This is a genomic window from Streptomyces sp. NPDC054842 (genome assembly GCF_053611025.1).
Genome location: NZ_JBSGZN010000004.1, coordinates 84753 through 104194, shown reverse-complemented (window position 1 = coordinate 104194; position 19442 = coordinate 84753). Strand labels below are relative to the sequence as shown.

Here is a 19442-nt window from a genome sequence, read left to right as displayed (position 1 = left end):
CATTTACCGAGCGTTGAATCATCCCGCCGCTGCACGCCGTGACCCACGGCCGCGACCCGCCCCCCGCCCTGAGCGGGGGACCACCTGTTCCGCGACCGCGCTGCCCCGGAGGAGACGGGAAACATGTCTGCCTGCGTCCCCACCCGCGCCGCCGACCCGACTCGGCCCGCGCACGTTCACCAGCCCCCCAGCCCCCCGCCGACCCCGCCCCGCCGGTTCCGTGTCGCCGGTGCCGACGTGTCGGCCTCCATCGCGGTCTTCCTGATCGCCCTGCCCCTGTCCCTGGGCATCGCCCTCGCCACCGACGCGCCGCTCCAGGCGGGACTCGTCGCCGCGGCCGTCGGCGGGATCGTCGCCGGCCGGTTCGGCGGCTCCCCGCTCCAGGTGAGCGGTCCGGCCGCCGGCCTCACGGTGGTCACCGCCGAGCTCATCCACCGCTACGGATGGCGCACGACCTGCGCCATCACCGTCCTCGCGGGCCTGGCGCAACTGGCTCTCGGCTGCCTGCGCGTGGCACGCACCGCGCTCGCCGTCAGCCCCGCCGTCGTCCACGGCATGCTCGCCGGCATCGGCCTGACCATCGCCGTCGCGCAGCTGCACATCGTGCTCGGCGGCACACCGCAGAGCTCGGTCCCGGCCAACCTGCTCGCGCTGCCCGCGCAGTTGGCGCAGCTGCACCCCGCGGCCGTGTCGGTGAGCGCCCTGACCCTGGTGCTGCTGCTGGCCTGGCCGCGGCTCCCCGGACGGATCGGGGGCGCCCTGCGCAAGGTGCCCGCCGCGCTCGTCGCCGTCGCCGGGGCCACCTTCGCCGCCTCGCTCGCCGGGCTGCGCCTGCCCATGGTCGACCTGCCGTCCTGGAGCAGCCACGCGCTGGCCGGGGTGCCCGAGGGCCCTGTGCTCGGTCTCGTCGCCGCCGTCCTCACCGTGACCCTGGTGTGCAGCGTGCAGTCGCTGCTCGGCGCCGTCGCGGTGGACAAACTGGTGGCCGGACGAGGGGACGGTCACGCCCACGTCGGCCGTTCCGACCTCGACCGCGAACTGCTCGGGCAGGGCGCTGCCAACGTCGTCTCCGGGGCGCTCGGCGGGCTGCCGGTCGCCGGAGTCGCCGTGCGCAGTTCGGCCAATGTGCACGCAGGTGCGGTCAGCCGGAACTCCACGATGCTGCACGGCGTTCTCGTAGTGATCGCCGCGCTGCTGCTCGTCCCGCTCCTGGAGCTGATCCCGCTCGCCTCGCTCGCCGCCCTGGTGATGGCCGTCGGCGTCCAGATGGTGTCCCTGCACCACATCCGCACGGTCACGCGCCACCGCGAAGTGCTGGTGTACGTCTTCACCACGCTCGGCGTCGTGGGCTTCGGCGTCCTGGAGGGCGTGGCCATCGGGGTCGCCGTGGCCGTCGCCGTCGCCCTGCACCGCCTCGCCCGCACCCGGATCACGCACGAGGAGAGGGAGGGCGTCCATCACGTGGGCGTCCGCGGGCAGTTGACGTTCCTCGCCGTGCCGCGGCTCAGCCGGACCCTGCATCTGGTGCCCCGGGGCTCCTCGGTCGTCGTGGAGCTGGACGGCTCCTTCATGGACCACGCGGCCTACGAGTCGCTGCACGACTGGCAGAACACACATGTCGCCCAGGGCGGCAAGGTCGAGATCGCCGGGCGGCGGCCCGGGACCCGGATCGCCGAGCCCACGGACGGCTCCCACTGCCGGTGCCGCCCCTGGACGCCCTGGCGCAACCACCACTGCGAGCCCGGCACGAGCCCGCAGGCCGTGGCGGCCGACGGGCAGCGGGACAGCTCGGAAGGCGAGGGCGGGACAGCCGGTTCCCCCCGCCGGAGCCAGCACCAACTGGCCCGTGGCATCAGCGCGTTCCAGCGCAACACGGCGCCCCTGATGCGCAGTGAGCTGGCCCGTCTCGCGCGGGAGGGGCAGCGGCCGTCGCAGCTCTTCCTGACCTGCGCCGATTCGCGGCTCGTCACGTCGATGATCACGTCCAGCGGCCCCGGCGACCTCTTCGTCGTGCGCAACGTGGGCAACCTCGTGCCTCCGCCCGGCGAGGAGAGCGGGGACGACTCGGTGGCGGCGGCCATCGAGTACGCGGTGGACGTGCTGAAGGTGCGGTCCATCACGGTGTGCGGGCATTCCGGATGCGGCGCGATGCAGGCCCTGCTCAACTCCGAACCGGGCGCCGCCCGGACACCGCTCAAGCGGTGGCTGCGGCACGGGATGCCGAGCCTGGAGCGGATGGCCACCGCCGAGCGGCCCTGGCCCCGGCTCGCCGGCCGGGCCCCCGCCGACGCGGTGGAACAGCTCTGCCTGACCAATGTGGTGCAGCAGCTGGAGCACCTGCGGGCGCACGAGTCCGTACGCCGTGCCCTGGAGGCGGGGGCGCTGGAGCTGCACGGGATGTACTTCCACGTGGGCGAGGCGCAGTCGTACCTGCTGACCGGTGCCGACGCCGGTACGGGCACCGACGGGACCGAACTGTTCGACCACGTGGACGCCGCGGAGGACCTGCCCAGTCCCGTGTGACCCCGGGGCGGGGTGCGGCCCGGACGCCGGCCGCACCCCGCCCGTCACCGCCCGACCTCGACACCCGTACGGGCCGACCTGGCACCTGTACGGACCTGGTCACCGTACGGAGCAAGGCGCCCCGCGACTCGCCCTCCCTCTCGCACGTCTCCGCGGCGACGCCCCTTCGGCCGGTACTGCCCGGTCGAAGGCCGCCGCGCCGGTGCGGCCGGTAGCGATGGACCGGAGTTCTCCGCGGCGCCGTCGGTCCCGTGCGGCCGGCGCGGCGCAGACTGAACCCGGCCGCCCGTCCGTCCGTGCCCCTGAGTGACCCCACAGCACCTGAATAGGTCTAAACCAATTTCGGATCGGCCCTTGTCATCGGGCCCCCCGGTCTGATGAGCTGTGGCCTGGGACACAACGGACACCCTGGGAAAGGGAGATGTCGTGAGCAACGAAAGCCTGGCCAACCTGCTGAAGGAAGAGCGCAGGTTCGCGCCGCCCGCCGACCTGGCCGCGAACGCCAACGTCACCGCGGAGGCGTATGAGCAGGCCAAGGCTGACAGGCTCGGCTTCTGGGCCGAGCAGGCCCGCCGGCTGACCTGGGCCACCGAGCCCACCGAGACCCTCGACTGGTCGAACCCGCCGTTCGCCAAGTGGTTCAAGGACGGCAAGCTCAACGTCGCGTACAACTGCGTGGACCGCCACGTGGAGGCGGGCCACGGCGACCGGGTCGCCATCCACTTCGAGGGCGAGCCGGGTGACAGCCGCGCGATCACCTACGCCGAGCTGAAGGACGAGGTGTCCAAGGCGGCCAACGCGCTGACCGAGCTGGGCGTCCACAAGGGCGACCGGGTCGCCGTCTACCTGCCGATGATCCCCGAGGCGGTCGTCGCGATGCTCGCGTGCGCCCGCATCGGCGCCGCGCACTCCGTCGTCTTCGGCGGGTTCTCCGCGGACGCGATCGCGGCCCGGATCGCGGACGCCGACGCCAAGCTCGTCATCACCGCGGACGGCGGCTACCGGCGCGGCAAGCCGTCCGCCCTGAAGCCGGCCGTGGACGACGCCGTCGGCCGGACGGACGCCGTCGAGAAGGTGCTCGTCGTGCGCCGCACCGGCCAGGACGTCGCCTGGACCGAGGGCCGGGACGTCTGGTGGCACGAGATCACCGAAAGGCAGTCCGCGGATCACACGCCGGAGGCCTTCGACGCCGAGCACCCGCTGTTCATCCTGTACACGTCCGGTACGACGGGTAAGCCCAAGGGCATCCTGCACACCTCCGGCGGCTACCTCACCCAGGCGTCGTACACCCACCACGCCGTCTTCGACCTCAAGCCGGAGACCGACGTCTACTGGTGCACGGCCGACATCGGCTGGGTCACCGGGCACTCCTACATCACGTACGGGCCGCTCTCGAACGGCGCGACGCAGGTCATGTACGAGGGCACCCCGGACACCCCGCACCAGGGCCGCTTCTGGGAGATCGTCCAGAAGTACGGGGTGACGATCCTCTACACGGCGCCGACCGCGATCCGGACGTTCATGAAGTGGGGCGACGACATCCCCGCGAAGTTCGACCTGTCCTCGCTGCGCGTCCTCGGTTCCGTCGGCGAGCCGATCAACCCCGAGGCGTGGATCTGGTACCGCAAGCACATCGGCGGCGACCGGACCCCGATCGTGGACACCTGGTGGCAGACCGAGACCGGCGCCATGATGATCGCGCCGCTGCCGGGGGTCACCGAGACCAAGCCGGGCTCGGCCCAGCGGGCCCTGCCGGGCATCTGCGCGACCGTCGTCGACGACGAGGCCAACGAGGTCCCGGACGGTGGCGGCGGCTACCTGGTCCTCACCGAGCCGTGGCCGTCGATGCTGCGCACCATCTGGGGCGACGACCAGCGGTTCCTCGACACGTACTGGTCGCGCTTCGAGGGCAGGTACTTCGCCGGGGACGGCGCGAAGAAGGACGACGACGGCGACATCTGGCTGCTCGGCCGGGTCGACGACGTGATGCTGGTGTCCGGGCACAACATCTCGACCACCGAGGTCGAGTCCGCGCTCGTCTCCCACCCCTCCGTCGCCGAGGCCGCCGTCGTCGGCGCCGCGGACGAGACGACCGGCCAGGCCATCGTCGCGTTCGTGATCTTGCGCGGAACCGCGTCCGCCGAGGACGAGGGACTCGTCGCCGGCCTGCGCAGCCACGTGGGCACCGCGCTCGGCCCGATCGCCAAGCCCAAGCGGATCCTGCCGGTCGCCGAACTGCCGAAGACCCGTTCCGGCAAGATCATGCGCCGTCTGCTCCGCGACGTCGCGGAGAACCGCGAGCTCGGTGACGTCACCACGCTCACGGACTCCACGGTGATGGACCTGATCCAGCAGAAGCTCCCGGCCGCGCCGAGCGAGGACTGACACCCCGGCCCGAGGGCCGCAGCACGCACGAAGAGGGCAATCGGCAGCGCGCCGGTTGCCTTCTTTGTGATTAGTGTGAAGATCACCGGATCCGTACCGGGGCGCCTTGGGTAAGCTGACGAACACGTCAACAACGCGATACGTGGACCGAGGTGCGCCGGGAAGTCTGGTCGGCATGTGCTCCATCCTGCCTACCGACCGGAGGTCTCCCCCGTGACCGCGCCCAGCACCGCCACCCGCAAGTTCCTCGGCCGCCTCTCCCTGCCCGAGCGGAACTTCGTCGCGAACGCGCTGCGCACCGAGACGGTCGGCGGCGTCCTGCTCCTCGTCGCCGCGATCGCGGCACTGATCTGGGCGAACGTCCCCGCGCTCCGGGACAGCTACGAGAGCGTCCGCGACTTCCACCTCGGCCCCTCGGCGCTCGGGCTCGACCTGTCCGTCGAACACTGGGCGGCCGACGGCCTGCTCGCCGTCTTCTTCTTCGTCGCCGGCATCGAGCTCAAGCGCGAGCTCGTCGCGGGCGATCTGAAGGACCCCAAGGCCGCGCTGCTGCCCGTCGTCGCCGCGCTCTGCGGCATGGCCGTACCGGCGCTCGTCTACACCCTGGTCAACATCACCGGCGACGGCTCCCTCCAGGGCTGGGCGGTGCCGACCGCGACCGACATCGCCTTCGCGCTGGCCGTCCTCGCCGTCATCGGCACGTCCCTGCCGTCCGCCCTGCGGGCCTTCCTGCTGACGCTCGCCGTCGTCGACGACCTGTTCGCCATCCTGATCATCGCCGTCTTCTTCACCGACCAGCTGAACTTCGCGGCGCTCGGCGGCGCCGTCGTCGCCCTCGCCGTCTTCTGGCTGCTGCTGCGCAAGGGCGTACGCGGCTGGTACCTGTACGTCCCGCTGGCCCTCGTCGTCTGGGGCCTGATGTACAACAGCGGCATCCACGCCACCATCGCCGGTGTCGCGATGGGCCTGATGCTGCGCTGCCACCGCCGCGAGGACGCGGGCCCGGACGGCCGGCCGGAGGAACAGTCCCCCGGCGAGCACATCGAGCACCTCGTACGCCCCGTCTCGGCGGGACTCGCCGTCCCGCTGTTCGCCCTGTTCAGCGCCGGGGTCGCGATCTCCGGCGGCGCGCTGGGCGACGTCTTCACCCGGCCGGAGACCCTCGGCGTGATCCTCGGCCTCGTCGTCGGCAAGACGGTCGGCATCTTCGGCGGCACCTGGCTCACGGCCCGCTTCACCCGGGCGTCGCTGAGCGAGGACCTGGCCTGGCCGGACGTCCTCGCCGTCTCCTCGCTCGCCGGAATCGGCTTCACCGTCTCGCTGCTCATCGACGAACTCGCCTTCACCGACGACCCCGTGCTCGCCGACGAGGGCAAGGCGGCCGTGCTGGTGGGCTCCCTCATCGCGGCCGTCCTCGCCTCGGTGCTCCTGAAGCTGCGCAACGCCAAGTACCGCAGCCTGTGCGAGGCGGAGGACCGCGACGAGGACCAGGACGGCATCCCCGACATCTACGAACTCGACAACCCGGAGTACCACTTGCGCATGGCCGCCATCCACGAGGGGAAGGCGGCCGAGCACCGCAGGCTGGCCGCGGAGATGGACGCGAGCGACGCGCGGCTACCGAAGTGACGGGCGGGGCGGGCGAGGAGAACGCCGGTCCGGCATGATCTGACAGGACCGCACGATTACATGCAGAAGAGGGAGATCGCGATGAGCGCACCCGACGGCAGCCCGGTCGGCGCCGAACGCAGCATCGGCCAGCTGTTCGCCTCGGCGACGACCGAGATGTCCGCGCTGGTGCACGACGAGATCGCGCTGGCGAAGGCGCAGCTCAGGCACGACGTCAAGCGCGGGGCGGCCAGCGGCGGCGCGTTCTCCGCGGCCGGCGCGGTACTGATCTTCTCCCTGCCGATGCTGAGCTTCGCCCTGGCGTACGGCATCCGGACCTGGAGCGACTGGAACCTCGCCGTCTGCTTCCTGCTCTCCTTCGCCGCGAACGTGCTGGTCGCCGGGGTGCTCGCACTGATCGGCACGGTCTTCGCGAAGAAGGCGAAGAAGAGCAAGGGCCCGCAGAAGGTCGCCGCCTCGATGAAGGAGTCGGCGGGCGTCCTGCAGAACGCCAAGCCGCACCCCCGTGAGGTGACGGCGCAGCAGCGTGTCCCGGAGGCCATCGAGCCTGTGGCACGCTCGTCCTCATGACGGACCCCGCCACACCTTCGGCTCAACCCGCCTCGGCCGTACGACTCGACGTGCCCGGCGGACAAGAGGTCGTCCACCGGGACGTCGCGGCCAACGGCGCGCGCTTCCACATCGCGGAGCTCGGTGACGGTCCCCTGGTGCTGCTGCTGCACGGCTTCCCGCAGTTCTGGTGGGCCTGGCGCCACCAGATGGTCGCCCTCGCCGACGCGGGCTTCCGCGCCGTCGCCATGGACCTGCGGGGAGTGGGCGGCAGCGACCGCACCCCGCGCGGTTACGACCCGGCGAACCTGGCGCTCGACATCACCGGCGTCGTGCGGTCCCTGGGCGAGCCCGACGCCGCGCTGGTCGGTCACGACCTCGGCGGCTACCTGGCGTGGACGGCGGCCGTGATGCGCCCCAAGCTCGTACGCCGGCTCGCGGTGTCCTCGATGCCGCACCCCCGGCGCTGGCGTTCGGCCATGCTCTCGGACGTCAAGCAGACGGCCGCGGGTTCCTACATCTGGGGGTTCCAGCGGCCCTGGGTCCCCGAGCGGCAACTCGTCGCGGACGACGCCGCTCTGGTGGGCCGTCTGATGCGGGAGTGGTCGGGACCGCGGCTGCCGGACGACGAGGCCGTGGACGCGTACCGGCGTGCCATGTGCATCCCGTCGACGGCGCACTGCGCGATCGAGCCGTACCGCTGGATGGTGCGCTCCGTGGCCCGTCCGGACGGCATCCAGTTCAACCGGCGGATGAAGCGGCCGCTGCGGGTGCCGACGCTCCATCTGCACGGTTCGCTGGACCCCGTGATGCGCACGCGCAGCGCGGCGGGCTCCGGGCAGTACGTCGAAGCCCCGTACCGCTGGCGGCTGTTCGACGGGCTCGGTCACTTCCCGCACGAGGAGGACCCGGTGGCGTTCTCCACCGAGCTGATCAACTGGCTCCAGGACCCCGAACCCGACCGGTGAACCCCCTGCGGGTGTCCGGTCGGTGACCGTTTGGACACGTTCGGCACCCGTCGGCGAACGCCTGTCCGTCGAACAGCCAAATGCCTCGCGCATAGGCCAATTGAGGGCCCGGGAGGCGGTTACCGACCATGAGGCCCGGGCAGACGTCGGGGTATGGGCTGGACGCACGACTACAGTGACGCAGCACGCACCCGTCGCTCGGCCACGGGCCTGAGCTCACACCAGAGGGGTGCCCCGCAACTACAGGGCACGGACCTCAGGTTGGGGATCCCGCACATTCTGCGTCGCCGGGCCCGCTGGGTCTCGGCGCGGCTTCGTCACACCCGCGGCTGACCCGCCGACCGGGCGTCACGGCCTTACCGGCCGGGCGGCTCGCCGTACCGCGCGGGCCGCTCCCCTCGGACCGACTCCGCGTCAGAGCGCGCAGCTGTCGCTGTCGACCTGCTGGTTGGCCCTGCGCCCCTTGGCGACATCCTCACGGACCTCGTCGGCGGTGAGCGCGTAGCCGGTCTGGTCGTTGTCGAGCGACTTCGCGAAGACCACGCCGTACACCTCGCCCTCGGGCGTGAGCAGCGGGCCGCCGGAGTTGCCCTGGCGGACGACCGCGTACAGCGAGTAGACGTCGCGCCGGACCGTGCCGCGGTGGTAGATGTCCGGGCCGTTCGCGGTGAGCCGGCCGCGCACGCGCGCGGGCTGGACGTTGTACGAGCCGTTCTGCGGGAAGCCGGCGACGATCGCGCCGTCGTCCCGGGTCGCGTCATCGGACGTGAACCGCAGGGCCGGCGCGCGCAGGTTCGGCACGTCCAGTACGGCGATGTCGCGCTCCCAGTCGTAGAGCACGACCGTCGCGTCGTACCGCCTGCCCTCGCCGCCTATCTGCACGGTGGGCTCGTCGACTCCGCCGACCACGTGCGCGTTGGTCATCACGCGGCGCTCGCCGAAGACGAAGCCGGTGCCTTCGAGGACCTTTCCGCAACTCTGCGCGGTGCCCATGACCTTGACGATGGACTTCTTCGCGCGGGTGGCCACCGCGCTCTTGGCGAGGGCCGGGTCGGGCGGCTGGACATCGGTGATCGGCTCGTTCGCGAACGGGCTGAAGACCTGCGGGAAGCCGTTCTGCGCGAGGACCGAGGAGAAGTCGGCGAACCAGGTGTCGGCCTGGGCGGGCAGCGCCCGCGAGACGCCCAGCAGCACCTTGGAGCTGCGGACCTCCTTGCCGAGCGTCGGCAGCGTCGTGCCCGCGAGGGCCGAGCCGATCAGCCAGGCCACGAGCAGCATCGCCACCACGTTGACCAGGGCGCCGCCCGTCGCGTCCAGGGCGCGGGCGGGTGACCAGGTGATGTACCGGCGCAGCTTGTTGCCCAGGTGGGTGGTGAGGGCCTGGCCGACGGAGGCGCAGACGATCACGACGATCACCGCGACGACGGCCGCCGACGTACTGACCTCGGAGTCGTCGGTCATGGCGCCCCAGACCACCGGGAGCAGATAGACCGCGACGAGACCGCCGCCCAGGAAGCCGATCACCGACAGGATGCCGACGACGAAGCCCTGGCGATAGCCCACGATCGCGAACCACACGGCGGCGACCAGCAACAGGATGTCCAGCACATTCACGGAGGCCACCCTGTCATGCGCGCCAGTCGAGCGGGACCTGCTTGTCCCGGTCCCAGGGCAGCTCCCAGCCCGCGTAGTGCAGGATCCTGTCGATGATGCCGGCCGTGAATCCCCACACGAGGGCCGATTCGACCAGGAATGCCGGGCCCCGGTGGCCGCTCGGGTGAATCGCGGTCGCCCGGTTCGCCGGGTCCGTGAGATCCGCCACGGGCACCGTGAAGACGCGGGCCGTCTCCGCGGGATCGACCGCGTCGACCGGGCTGGGGCGGCGCCACCAGCCGAGCACCGGCGTCACCACGAAGTGGCTCACCGGGATGTAGAGACGGGGCAGTACGCCGAAGAGCTGCACGCCGCTCGGGTCGAGGCCCGTCTCCTCCTCCGCCTCGCGCAGCGCGGCCCGCAGCGGGCCGTCGCCCTCCGGGTCGCCGTCCTCCGGGTCCAGGGCGCCGCCGGGGAACGACGGCTGGCCCGCGTGCGATCTCAGCGAGCTGGCACGCTCCATGAGCAGCAGTTCCGGACCGCGCTCGCCCTCGCCGAACAGGACCAGCACGGCGGACTGGCGGCCCGCACCGTCGGCGGGCGGCAGGAAGCGGCTCAGCTGGAGCGGCTCGACCGTCTCCGCGGCACGCGCCACCGGCTCCAGCCAGCCGGGCAGATCGTCCTCGCTCAGCGCGATCGGGTCGGCGGACATGCCGTGTCCGTGCCGCGCGCCGTGGCCCTGGTGTGTGTCGTGGCCCTGGTGCGTGTGACTCGCGTGCGTCATCGCCACCCCCGTTCTGCCGGTCTCAACGCGTGCGGGGCCGCGGATCGTTCCGCGCCGCAGGTCATCCGGTGCCCAGGGGCGGTGCCGCGATGCCACCCGCGTCCAGGTAGGCCTGCGGGGGCTTGAGCCGCTGGCCCGGGAAGCCGCCCTTCTCGTACTTCAGGAGCTTCCTCGCCTTCTCGGGGTCCGTCTCGCCCTCCCCGTACGCCGGACAGAGCGGGGCGATGGGGCAGGCGCCGCAGGCGGGCTTGCGGGCGTGGCAGATACGGCGGCCGTGGAAGATCACGTGGTGGGAGAGCATCGTCCAGTCGCTCTTCGGGAACAGCGCGCCGACCGCCGCCTCGACCTTGTCCGGGTCGGTCTCGTCGGTCCACTGCCAGCGGCGCACGAGCCGACCGAAGTGGGTGTCCACGGTGATCCCGGGCCGCCCGAAGGCGTTGCCCAGCACCACGAAGGCGGTCTTGCGGCCGACTCCCGGCAGCTTGACGAGGTCCTCCAGACGGCCCGGGACCTCGCCCCCGAAGTCGTCCCGCAGGGCCTTGGAGAGCCCTATCACCGACTTGGTCTTGGCCCGGAAGAACCCGGTGGGCCGCAGGATCTCCTCGACCTCCTCCGGGTTGGCGGCGGCCAGGTCCTCGGGAGTGGGGTACTTCGCGAAGAGCGCCGGGGTCGTCTGGTTCACCCGCAGGTCGGTCGTCTGCGCGGACAGCACGGTGGCGACCACCAGCTGGAACGCGTTCTCGAAGTCCAGCTCCGGGTGGGCGTACGGGTACACCTCGGCGAGCTCGCGGTTGATCCGGCGGGCCCGGCGGACGAGGGCGGGGTCCGGCTTGGCCGGCTGCGGCGGGGCCTTCGCGACGGCGGCCTTTTTGGCGGGGGCTTTCTTGGCCGTCGCCTTTCTGGCGGTCGTCTTGGCGGCCTTCCCGGCGGGAGCCGCCTTTGCGGTCACCTTCTCGGCCGTCGTCTTCGCGGCCTTCTCGGGGGGCGTCTTCCCAGCCTCCGCGGCCTTCTTGGCGGGGGCCGTCTTCTTCGCGCCGGCGGTCCGGGGCCCGGCGGCCGTCTTCTTCGCGGCGGCCCCCGTCGGGGCGGTCGTCTTCTCGGCGGGCGCCGGCTTCTTCACGGTGGCCTTCGTCTTCTTCGCGGGCTTCTCGTCGGCGGGACTTCCGACGGGACCGTCGGCGGCGACACGCTTCTCGGCGGCGGAGCGCGACGGCTCCGACGCCGCCGCATTTGTCGGTTTGCTGGTTCCGTCCGTGGCCTGTTCGCCCACAGCGGAATCGCGACGTACAACCACCCGCCCAGCCCCCTTGGCCTGTGCTCTCACCGGCGATTTGGACACCCGGCCAGCCTAAAGCCCGGCACCGACATCCGCCCCGGACCCTGAAGATCGGCCCCCAATTGGCCCCCTGCCGCACTCCCCAGGACGCAGGTGCGGCAGACTTGTGACTGATCACACTGTTTGGACCGCCCGGCAAAATGGGGAACACGGTCCCCTGGCACACGGGGGAGCAAGATCCCCTGAGCAGGTCGACAAGGAGAGAACTCGTGGACGACGTTCTGCGGCGCGCCCCGCTCTTCGCGGCGCTCGATGACGAGCAGGCCGCGGAGCTCCGCGCCTCCATGAGTGAGGTGACCCTCGCACGCGGTGACGCTCTCTTCCACGAGGGCGACCCCGGGGACCGCCTGTACGTGGTCACCGAGGGCAAGGTGAAGCTCCACCGCACCTCCCCCGACGGCCGGGAGAACATGCTGGCCGTCCTCGGCCCCGGCGAGCTGATCGGCGAGCTGTCGCTGTTCGACCCGGGTCCGCGTACGGCCACGGCCAGCGCGCTCACCGAGGTGAAGCTGCTCGGCCTCGGCCACGGCGACCTCCAGCCCTGGCTGAACGCGCGGCCCGAGGTGGCCGCCGCCCTGCTGCGCGCCGTCGCCCGGCGCCTGCGCAAGACCAACGACCAGATGTCCGACCTGGTCTTCTCCGACGTGCCGGGCCGGGTGGCCCGCGCGCTGCTCGACCTCTCCCGCCGCTTCGGCGTGCAGTCGGAGGAGGGCATCCACGTCGTGCACGACCTGACGCAGGAGGAGCTGGCCCAGCTGGTCGGCGCCTCGCGCGAGACGGTCAACAAGGCCCTCGCCGACTTCGCCGGCCGCGGCTGGCTCCGGCTGGAGGCCCGCGCCGTGATCCTCCTGGACGTGGAGCGCCTCGCGAAGCGCTCGCGCTGACGCCGTAATTGCGCCGTACGACGACGGGGTCCCGCCTCCGGCAGGCGGGACCCCGTCGTCGCGTCGTCCGGCCGTTCCCGCCCCCGCCCTCTCGGCCTTCTCGGCCTGCGAGGAGGTCGGGCAGAGTGGGGGCGTGGACGGACGTGTGCGGCGCAAGGGGCTCGACGACCAGGGGTACATCGCCCGCGAGGGATCGCTCGCGAAGGTCCCGCCCGCCTTCCGGCCCGTGGTCGCCGCCGCACGGACGCGCGTGGCCGGTCTCTTCGGGGCCCGGCTGGACAGCGCGTACCTGTACGGGTCCGTCCCGCGCGGCACCGCGCGCCCGGGCCGCAGCGACCTGGACCTGCTGCTCGTGCTGCGGGACGAGCCCACCGAGGCGGACCGGGCCGACGCCCGGCTCCTCGACGCGTCCCTCGACCGGGAGTTCGACCAGATCGACGGCGCCGGAACACTTCTGATGAGCCGTGGGCAGGCCCTGAGCGACCTGGAGCGGCACGACCTCGGCTGGTTCCTCGCCTGCCTGTGCACGCCCCTGCTCGGCGCGGACCTCTCCGCGCACCTGCCGCGCTACCGCCCCGACTCCCTGCTCGCCCGGGAGACCAACGGCGACCTCGCGCTGGTGCTGCCCCGCTGGCGTGAGCGCGTCCGGGAGGCGGGCGACTCGGAGGAAGCCCTCCGGCCGCTGGTGCGGGCGATGTCACGCCGTCTGGTCCGCACCGGGTTCACGCTCGTCATGCCGCGCTGGAACGGCTGGACGAGCGATCTGACGGAGATGGCCGAGGCGTTCGGCGCGTACCACCCGGAGCGGGCACCGCAGCTGCGCGAGGCGGCCCTCCTCGGGTACGAGCCGCGCGGGGACCTAGCCGTCCTGCGGGCGTACACCGACGATCTGGGGCCGTGGCTGGCCGGGGAGTACGCGCGCGTGCACGGCGTCAAGGCGCCGCGGCCCTGAAGAGCCGCCCCCGGGGCGTCAGATGAGGCCGTGCTCCCGGAGGTAGTCCAGCTGGGCCCGTACCGACAGCTCCGCGGCCGGCCACAGCGAGCGGTCGACGTCCGCGTACACGTGGGCGACGACCTGTTCCGGCTCCCGGAAGCCGTTCTCGACGGCCGTCTCCACCTGCGCCAGGCGGTGCGCGCGGTGGGCGAGGTAGAACTCCACCGCGCCCTGGGCGTCATCGAGGACGGGCCCGTGACCCGGCAGGACGGTGTGGACGCCGTCGTCGACCGTCAGGGACCTCAGCCGCCGCAGGGAGTCGAGATAGTCCCCCAGGCGGCCGTCGGGGTGGGCCACGAGGGTCGTCCCGCGGCCGAGCACGGTGTCCCCGGTCAGGACGGCTCCGTCGGCCGGCAGATGGAAGCACAGCGAGTCGGAGGTGTGCCCGGGCGTCGGCACGACCCGCAGTTCGAGGCCGCCGACGGTGACGACGTCCCCGTGGGCGAGCCCTTCGTCGCCGAGCCGCAGCGCCGGGTCCAGCGCGCGCACCTTCGTGCCGGTCAGCTCGGCGAACCGCGCGGCGCCCTCCGCGTGGTCCGGGTGGCCGTGCGTCAGCAGCGTGAGCGCGATGCGCTTCCCGGCCCGCCGGGCCGTGTCCACGACGTTCCGCAGGTGTCCGTCGTCCAGGGGGCCCGGGTCGACGACGACCGCGAGATCGGAGTCCGGCTCGGACAGCAGCCAGGTGTTGGTGCCGTCCAGGGTCATCGCGGACGCGTTGGGGGCCAGGACGTTCACCGCGCGCTCGGTGGCGGGGCCGGACAGGGCCCCGCCGCGCGGCTGTCCGGGAAGGGCTGCTGCTTCCGTCATGCGGGTGCTCCACCGGTCGGGACGTGCTTGGTGAACTCGTCGTGGCCCGGCCAGGACAGGACCACTTCGTCGCCCTCCAGACGGGCCCGCGCCAGAACGGGGGTCAGGTCGCGGTCCCGCGCGGCGGTGAGGGCCTCGGCCGCCGTGCCGTACGGGAGCAGCTGACGCAGCGTCGCGACGGTCGGCGGCATCATCAGCAGCTCGCCCCTGTCGTACCCCGCCGCCGCGTCCGCGGGTGTGATCCACACCGTGCGGTCGGCCTCCGTGGAGGCGTTGCGGGTGCGCTGCCCCTCCGGGAGGGCGGCGACGAAGAACCAGGTGTCGTAGCGGCGCGGCTCGAACTCGGGGGTGATCCAGCGGGTCCAGGCGCCGAGCAGGTCGGACCTGAGGACGAGTCCCCGGCGGTCCAGGAACTCGGCGAAGGACAGGTCCCGGGCGACCAGGGCCGCGCGGTCCGCCTCCCAGTCCTCGCCCGTCGTGTCGCCGACCACGGTGTCCGCGGTGGGCCCGGCGAGCAGGACACCGGCCTCCTCATACGTCTCCCGGACCGCCGCGCAGACGACGGCCTGGGCGGACGTCTCGTCGACGCCGAGCCGCTCCGCCCACCACGCGCGCGTGGGACCCGCCCAGCGGATGTGGTGCTCGTCGTCGCGGTGGTCCACGCCGCCGCCCGGATACGCGTACGCGCCCCCGGCGAAGGCCATGGAGGCGCGTCTGCGCAGCATGTGCACCACGGGGGCGCCGTCGGTGTCCTTGAGCAGCATGACGGTGGCCGCCCGGCGCGGGGCGGCCGGTGTGAGGGTGCCGTCCGCGAGCGCACGGATCCGCTCGGGCCACTCCGGTGGGTACCACTGCCCATTCGCCATGGCGGGAGGCTATCCCGTGGCGCGCTCATGTTCGAGAGGCGACCGTCGGCCGCCCCCGGGGTGGCGCCCGGACCGGACGCCCGCCCCGGGGCGCCAGGTCACGCCTCGGTCAGCTCCACCTGGATCTCGACCTCGACCGGCGCGTCCAGCGGCAGGACCGCCACGCCGACCGCGCTGCGGGCGTGCACGCCCTTGTCGCCGAGGACCTCGCCCAGCAGCTCGCTGGCGCCGTTCAGCACACCCGGCTGGCCGGTGAAGTCCGAGGCTGAGGCCACGAAGCCGACGACCTTCACGACACGCGCGACGCGGTCCAGGTCGCCCGCCACCGACTTGACGGCGGCCAGGGCGTTCAGCGCGCAGATGCGCGCCAGGTCCTTGGCCTCCTCGGCGGTGACCTCGGCGCCGACCTTGCCGGTCACCGGGAGCTTGCCGTCCACCATCGGCAGCTGGCCGGCCGTGTAGACGTACACCCCGGAGCGCACGGCCGGCTGGTACGCGGCCAGCGGCGGTACGACCGCCGGCAGCGTCAGGCCGAGCTCCCGGAGCCTGGACTCGACGGCACTCATGCCTGCCTCTCCCGCTTCAGGTAGGCCACCAGCTGCTCGGGGTTGTTCGGCCCGGGCACGACCTGGACGAGCTCCCAGCCGTCCTCGCCCCAGGTGTCCAGAATCTGCTTCGTGGCATGGACGAGCAGAGGCACGGTTGCGTATTCCCACTTGGTCATGTGGCCGACTGTATCCGCTGTTATCCACAGCCTCCCGCGTAGCCCGGGCACGGACTGGTTAGGCTCGAAGACGTGAGCAGGCTCCAGGTCGTCAGCGGCAAGGGCGGTACCGGCAAGACCACGGTAGCCGCCGCCCTCGCGCTCGCCCTCGCGACCGAGGGCAAGCGCGCCCTCCTCGTCGAGGTCGAGGGCAGGCAGGGCATCGCGCAGCTCTTCGAGACAGAAGCGCTGCCTTACGAGGAGCGGAAGATCGCCGTCGCTCCGGGTGGCGGGGAGGTGTACGCACTGGCCATCGACGCCGAGCTGGCCCTTCTGGACTACCTCCAGATGTTCTACAAGCTCGGCGGTGCGGGACGCGCCCTGAAGAAACTCGGCGCGATCGACTTCGCGACCACCGTCGCGCCCGGCGTGCGGGACGTCCTCCTCACGGGCAAGGCGTGCGAGGCCGTGCGCCGCAAGGACAGGAGCGGGCGCTTCACCTACGACTACGTGGTGATGGACGCGCCCCCGACGGGCCGCATCACCCGCTTCCTGAACGTGAACGACGAAGTGGCCGGCCTGGCGCGGATCGGCCCGATACACAATCAGGCGCAGGCCGTCATGCGGGTCCTGAAGTCCCCCGAGACGGCGGTCCACCTGGTGACCCTCCTGGAGGAGATGCCCGTCCAGGAGACCGCGGACGGCATCGCCGAACTGCGCGGGGCCGGGCTGCCGGTGGGCCGGCTCATCGTGAACATGGTGCGTCCCGCCGTACTGGACGGCGCCGACCTGGAGCTGGCCGGAGCCCTCCCGCGCGGCGCCCTCGCCAAGGCGCTCTCCTCGGCCGGGCTCGGCGGTGCCCGCCGCGGCGGACTCGCCGAGCGCCTCGTGGAGCCCCTGCTCCAGCAGGCCGAGGAGTACGCCGAGCGGCACGTCCTGGAGCACGAGCAGCGGTCCGTGCTCCAGGAGTCCGGCCTGCCCCTGCACGAACTGCCGCTGCTCGCCGAGGGCATGGACCTGGCGGGCCTCTACGAACTGGCCAAGGAACTGCGTCAGCAAGGGATCTCATGAGTCCGGACCCGGCACGCGCCCAGGGCCGCGGCCCCGCACACGAACCGGCCCGCGCGATCGACTCCACACGCGTTCTGGACATCGATCCGCTGCTCGACGACCCGGCGACCCGCATCGTGGTGTGCTGCGGCTCCGGCGGCGTCGGCAAGACGACCACGGCGGCCGCCCTCGGGCTGCGGGCCGCCGAACGGGGCCGCAAGGTGGTCGTGCTGACCATCGACCCGGCCCGCCGGCTCGCCCAGTCGATGGGCATCGACTCCCTCGACAACACCCCGCGCCGCGTGAAGGGCGTCGAGGGCGACGGCGAGCTGCACGCGATGATGCTCGACATGAAGCGCACCTTCGACGAGATCGTCGAGGCGCACGCGGACCGCGAGCGGTCGGCCGCGATCCTGAACAACCCCTTCTACCAGTCGCTTTCGGCGGGCTTCGCGGGCACGCAGGAGTACATGGCGATGGAGAAGCTCGGGCAGCTGCGCTCCCGCGAGGAGTGGGACCTGATCGTCGTCGACACGCCGCCCTCGCGTTCGGCGCTGGACTTCCTGGACGCCCCGAAGCGGCTGGGCTCGTTCCTGGACGGCAAGCTGATCCGGGTCCTCATGGCGCCGGCGAAGGTCGGCGGACGCGCGGGGATGAAGTTCCTGAACGTCGGGATGTCCATGATGACGGGCACCCTCGGCAAGGTGCTGGGCGGTCAGCTGCTCAAGGACGTCCAGACGTTCGTGGCGGCCATGGACACCATGTTCGGCGGCTTCCGCACGCGCGCGGACGCCACGTTCCGGCTGCTCCAGGCGCCCGGCACGGCGTTCCTCGTGGTGGCCGCCCCCGAGCGGGACGCGCTGCGCGAGGCCGCGTACTTCGTGGAGCGCCTCGCCGCCGAGAACATGCCGCTGGCGGGCCTGGTCCTGAACCGCGTCCACGGCAGCGGCGCGGCCCAGCTGTCCGCCGAGCGGGCGCTGGCCGCCGCCGAGACCCTCGACCTCGCCGCCGCCGGACATTACTCGGGGGACGCGGAGGAGGACGGCTCCCCCGCCGCGCGCGACGAGGGGGCCACGAGCACCGGGGACGCCGGCTCGGCGACCGCCCCGGAGGCGGACCCGGCGGTCGCGGAGGGCAGCGATTCCACGGCCGTAGAAAATCTTGACGGCCCCCGCATTGTGGATCAGAGGGACGGGAAAGCTGGACTTCGTAACTCTCCCGACACGTACGGCAGTTCAGAAACTCCCGCCGGCCAGAACCCCGCTCCCGCCGCAGGCTCCCCCGCCACGGACGGAGCCGTCGAACAACTCACCGCAGGCCTGCTGAGGCTGCACGCCGAGCGCATGCGGCTGCTCTCCCGCGAGCAGCGCACACGCGACCGCTTCACCGCACGCCACCCCGAGGTGGCGGTGGCCGAGGTCGGCGCGCTGCCCGGGGACGTACACGACCTCGCGGGGCTGCGGGACATCGGGAACCGGCTCGCGGCCCATCGGCCGGAGCTGCCCGAAGCAGACGTCTGAGACAGGGCACGGCCGACGCCGTACGCCTCCGAGCCTTCCGGCCGGCCCGCACCGCCCGGAAGGCGGCGCGTGTGGCCGAAGGCCCGGCCGTGCGGCACGGGGGCGGGCGTCTGCACGAAGCCCTGCGCCCGCGCCTGAAAAGCCCCCTGACGTGCACGAAGGGCGACGCGCCCCTCGTGCCGCGGGGTGGTGGGAACGGGCCCGACAGACCCGCCGCCGCTGCCCCGAGGGTGCGGCGCCCGGGTCCGAGGGACGGTCCCCTCAGCCCACCGCCGCGTAGTTCTCGTACACCTCTTCCTCGTCGAGGGGCAGCAGGCCGGCCCCTCGCTCGTACTCCGTACGCGCGGTCTCCAGCAGCCGGCGCCAGGACGTCACGGTCGGTCGCCTGCGCAGCAGTGCGCGGCGCTCCCGCTCCGTCATGCCACCCCACACGCCGAACTCGACGCGGTTGTCCAGCGCGTCGGCGAGGCACTCCGTGCGCACCGGACATCCGGTGCACACCGCCTTCGCCCGGTTCTGCGCTGCTCCTTGAACGAACAGTTCATCCGGATCGGTAGTGCGGCAGGCCGCCTGCGCACTCCAGTCGGTTACCCAGCCCATACCGGCGCCGTCCTCTCCCGAATCGAGGCTCCCCCACGGCGGCAGCGGCATATTCACCGCCGCCAGTTGAGGACGTTACGGAAGGCGGGCACAGCGCAACACCCCCTTCGGGCCCAATCTTGAATGGTCCGAACGGACTATGCGTAAGCGGCAGATCACCCGGGGGAGTGACCGGAGGACATACGTGAGCTTCCCGGCCAACCGGGACAGTTCAGTTGAGTCACAACGGACGCCGGATGACACACAAGGCG

Annotated in this window: 17 protein-coding genes and 1 pseudogene; 10 read left to right on the top strand and 8 right to left on the bottom strand. The window is 72.3% G+C overall.

Features of this window, described 5'->3' with window-relative positions:
• Positions 1-123: 123 nt before the first annotated feature.
• The 6 genes and pseudogenes from ACWGIS_RS04845 to ACWGIS_RS04820 all read left to right on the top strand — a co-directional run bounded on the left by ACWGIS_RS04845 (position 124) and on the right by ACWGIS_RS04820 (position 8387).
• Positions 124-2523, top strand: coding sequence for a bifunctional SulP family inorganic anion transporter/carbonic anhydrase (locus tag ACWGIS_RS04845; protein WP_453360979.1), 2400 nt, complete (start codon positions 124-126; stop codon positions 2521-2523).
• A 384-nt stretch (positions 2524-2907) separates the two neighbouring features.
• Entirely contained in the window at positions 2908-4908 is a 2001-nt protein-coding gene (gene acs / locus ACWGIS_RS04840) for an acetate--CoA ligase (protein WP_453360978.1), read from the top strand.
• Between the two features lie 213 nt (positions 4909-5121).
• Positions 5122-6575: pseudogene (nhaA, locus tag ACWGIS_RS04835) on the top strand (Na+/H+ antiporter NhaA).
• Between the two features lie 43 nt (positions 6576-6618).
• Positions 6619-7107, top strand: a complete 489-nt coding sequence (locus tag ACWGIS_RS04830) for a phage holin family protein (RefSeq protein WP_453360977.1) — start codon at positions 6619-6621, stop codon at positions 7105-7107.
• Positions 7104-8054, top strand: coding sequence for an alpha/beta fold hydrolase (locus tag ACWGIS_RS04825; protein ID WP_453360976.1), 951 nt, complete (start codon positions 7104-7106; stop codon positions 8052-8054). The genes ACWGIS_RS04830 and ACWGIS_RS04825 overlap by 4 nt, the downstream gene beginning before the upstream one ends.
• 153 nt (positions 8055-8207) lie before the next feature.
• Positions 8208-8387: a hypothetical protein gene (locus ACWGIS_RS04820; protein WP_453360975.1), complete on the top strand. Its 180-nt coding sequence runs from the start codon at positions 8208-8210 to the stop codon at positions 8385-8387.
• An 81-nt stretch (positions 8388-8468) separates the two neighbouring features.
• Here ACWGIS_RS04820 and ACWGIS_RS04815 read toward each other — a convergent pair whose 3' ends face one another.
• The 3 genes from ACWGIS_RS04815 to nth form a co-directional block, all read right to left on the bottom strand.
• On the bottom strand, positions 8469-9668 hold the full coding sequence (locus ACWGIS_RS04815) for a MarP family serine protease (RefSeq protein ID WP_453360974.1): 1200 nt from the start codon (positions 9666-9668) through the stop codon (positions 8469-8471).
• A gap of 13 nt (positions 9669-9681) precedes the next feature.
• Positions 9682-10431, bottom strand: a complete 750-nt coding sequence (locus ACWGIS_RS04810) for an NUDIX hydrolase (RefSeq protein WP_453360973.1) — start codon at positions 10429-10431, stop codon at positions 9682-9684.
• A 61-nt stretch (positions 10432-10492) separates the two neighbouring features.
• The gene (gene nth, locus ACWGIS_RS04805) at positions 10493-11551 is read right to left on the bottom strand and encodes an endonuclease III (RefSeq protein ID WP_453361094.1); all 1059 of its coding nucleotides are present in this window, start codon (positions 11549-11551) and stop codon (positions 10493-10495) included.
• Positions 11552-11976: 425 nt separating this feature from the next.
• Between nth and ACWGIS_RS04800 the strand changes: the two genes are divergently transcribed.
• Complete coding sequence (locus ACWGIS_RS04800; RefSeq protein ID WP_016642758.1) at positions 11977-12651, top strand: Crp/Fnr family transcriptional regulator; 675 nt, start codon at positions 11977-11979, stop codon at positions 12649-12651.
• A gap of 133 nt (positions 12652-12784) precedes the next feature.
• A complete protein-coding gene (locus tag ACWGIS_RS04795) occupies positions 12785-13603 on the top strand; it encodes a nucleotidyltransferase domain-containing protein (protein WP_453360972.1) in 819 nt (272 codons plus the stop codon).
• A gap of 18 nt (positions 13604-13621) precedes the next feature.
• On the opposite strand, the gene ACWGIS_RS04790 is transcribed toward ACWGIS_RS04795, so the two are convergent.
• The 4 genes from ACWGIS_RS04790 to ACWGIS_RS04775 form a co-directional block, all read right to left on the bottom strand.
• Positions 13622-14452: an MBL fold metallo-hydrolase gene (locus ACWGIS_RS04790; protein WP_453360971.1), complete on the bottom strand. Its 831-nt coding sequence runs from the start codon at positions 14450-14452 to the stop codon at positions 13622-13624.
• Entirely contained in the window at positions 14449-15318 is an 870-nt protein-coding gene (locus ACWGIS_RS04785) for an NUDIX hydrolase (protein ID WP_453360970.1), read from the bottom strand. Before ACWGIS_RS04785 ends, ACWGIS_RS04790 begins: the two co-directional genes overlap by 4 nt.
• Positions 15319-15416: 98 nt before the next feature.
• The gene (locus ACWGIS_RS04780) at positions 15417-15884 is read right to left on the bottom strand and encodes a RidA family protein (protein ID WP_453360969.1); all 468 of its coding nucleotides are present in this window, start codon (positions 15882-15884) and stop codon (positions 15417-15419) included.
• Positions 15881-16042, bottom strand: coding sequence for a DUF4177 domain-containing protein (locus ACWGIS_RS04775; protein ID WP_010986011.1), 162 nt, complete (start codon positions 16040-16042; stop codon positions 15881-15883). Before ACWGIS_RS04775 ends, ACWGIS_RS04780 begins: the two co-directional genes overlap by 4 nt.
• Before the next feature lie 72 nt (positions 16043-16114).
• Between ACWGIS_RS04775 and ACWGIS_RS04770 the strand changes: the two genes are divergently transcribed.
• A complete protein-coding gene (locus tag ACWGIS_RS04770) occupies positions 16115-17092 on the top strand; it encodes an ArsA family ATPase (protein ID WP_453360968.1) in 978 nt (325 codons plus the stop codon).
• Entirely contained in the window at positions 17089-18591 is a 1503-nt protein-coding gene (locus tag ACWGIS_RS04765) for an ArsA family ATPase (RefSeq protein WP_453360967.1), read from the top strand. Before ACWGIS_RS04770 ends, ACWGIS_RS04765 begins: the two co-directional genes overlap by 4 nt.
• Positions 18592-18852: 261 nt before the next feature.
• Here the strand turns inward: ACWGIS_RS04765 and wblA are convergent, their stop codons facing one another.
• Complete coding sequence (wblA, locus tag ACWGIS_RS04760) at positions 18853-19191, bottom strand: transcriptional regulator WblA (protein ID WP_059133594.1); 339 nt, start codon at positions 19189-19191, stop codon at positions 18853-18855.
• Positions 19192-19442: the final 251 nt, after the last annotated feature.

Coding starts and splice junctions, on each gene's coding strand:
- ACWGIS_RS04825 (WP_453360976.1), top strand. CDS start 7,104: ATGACGGACCCCGCCACACCTTCGGCTCAACCCGCCTCGGCCGTACGA.
- ACWGIS_RS04830 (WP_453360977.1), top strand. CDS start 6,619: ATGAGCGCACCCGACGGCAGCCCGGTCGGCGCCGAACGCAGCATCGGC.
- ACWGIS_RS04845 (WP_453360979.1), top strand. CDS start 124: ATGTCTGCCTGCGTCCCCACCCGCGCCGCCGACCCGACTCGGCCCGCG.
- ACWGIS_RS04785 (WP_453360970.1), bottom strand. CDS start 15,318: ATGGCGAATGGGCAGTGGTACCCACCGGAGTGGCCCGAGCGGATCCGT.
- ACWGIS_RS04820 (WP_453360975.1), top strand. CDS start 8,208: ATGGGCTGGACGCACGACTACAGTGACGCAGCACGCACCCGTCGCTCG.
- ACWGIS_RS04780 (WP_453360969.1), bottom strand. CDS start 15,884: ATGAGTGCCGTCGAGTCCAGGCTCCGGGAGCTCGGCCTGACGCTGCCG.
- wblA (WP_059133594.1), bottom strand. CDS start 19,191: ATGGGCTGGGTAACCGACTGGAGTGCGCAGGCGGCCTGCCGCACTACC.
- ACWGIS_RS04765 (WP_453360967.1), top strand. CDS start 17,089: ATGAGTCCGGACCCGGCACGCGCCCAGGGCCGCGGCCCCGCACACGAA.
- ACWGIS_RS04810 (WP_453360973.1), bottom strand. CDS start 10,431: ATGACGCACGCGAGTCACACGCACCAGGGCCACGACACACACCAGGGC.
- ACWGIS_RS04775 (WP_010986011.1), bottom strand. CDS start 16,042: ATGACCAAGTGGGAATACGCAACCGTGCCTCTGCTCGTCCATGCCACG.
- ACWGIS_RS04790 (WP_453360971.1), bottom strand. CDS start 14,452: ATGACGGAAGCAGCAGCCCTTCCCGGACAGCCGCGCGGCGGGGCCCTG.